The 242-nt window shown below is 37.6% G+C and carries 1 protein-coding gene; it reads right to left on the bottom strand.

Annotated features, from left to right (window positions below):
* Positions 1-242: IS110 family transposase (locus LJE08_RS14380; RefSeq protein ID WP_227403630.1), on the bottom strand; the 242-nt coding region annotated here is incomplete at both ends.

Genomic DNA, 242 nt, shown 5'->3' with positions numbered 1-242 from the left:
GATTATGGTGATGACGAGTCAATTGTCTTTGTTCATATAAATCAAAACGGTCAACGTTAGTAATGCCACCTTCCATCTTACGTGTAAGCTCAGTCGTTTTAGGGGTGATCAAGGCAACAGTATATCCATTGCTAAGAAGAAATTTAAGAAGCGCGACATGGTAATGCCCGGTATCTTCCATACCTAATAGAATTGATTTTTTAGAATACGGTTTAAGAGAGTTGATCAGAAAGTCAAATCCT

This window comes from Holdemanella sp. DFI.5.55, assembly GCF_020593575.1.
GTDB lineage: Bacteria > Bacillota_I > Bacilli_A > Erysipelotrichales > Erysipelotrichaceae > Holdemanella > Holdemanella hominis.
The sequence above is the reverse complement of the archived record's forward strand: the minus strand, read 5'-3'. Positions and strand labels throughout refer to the sequence as shown.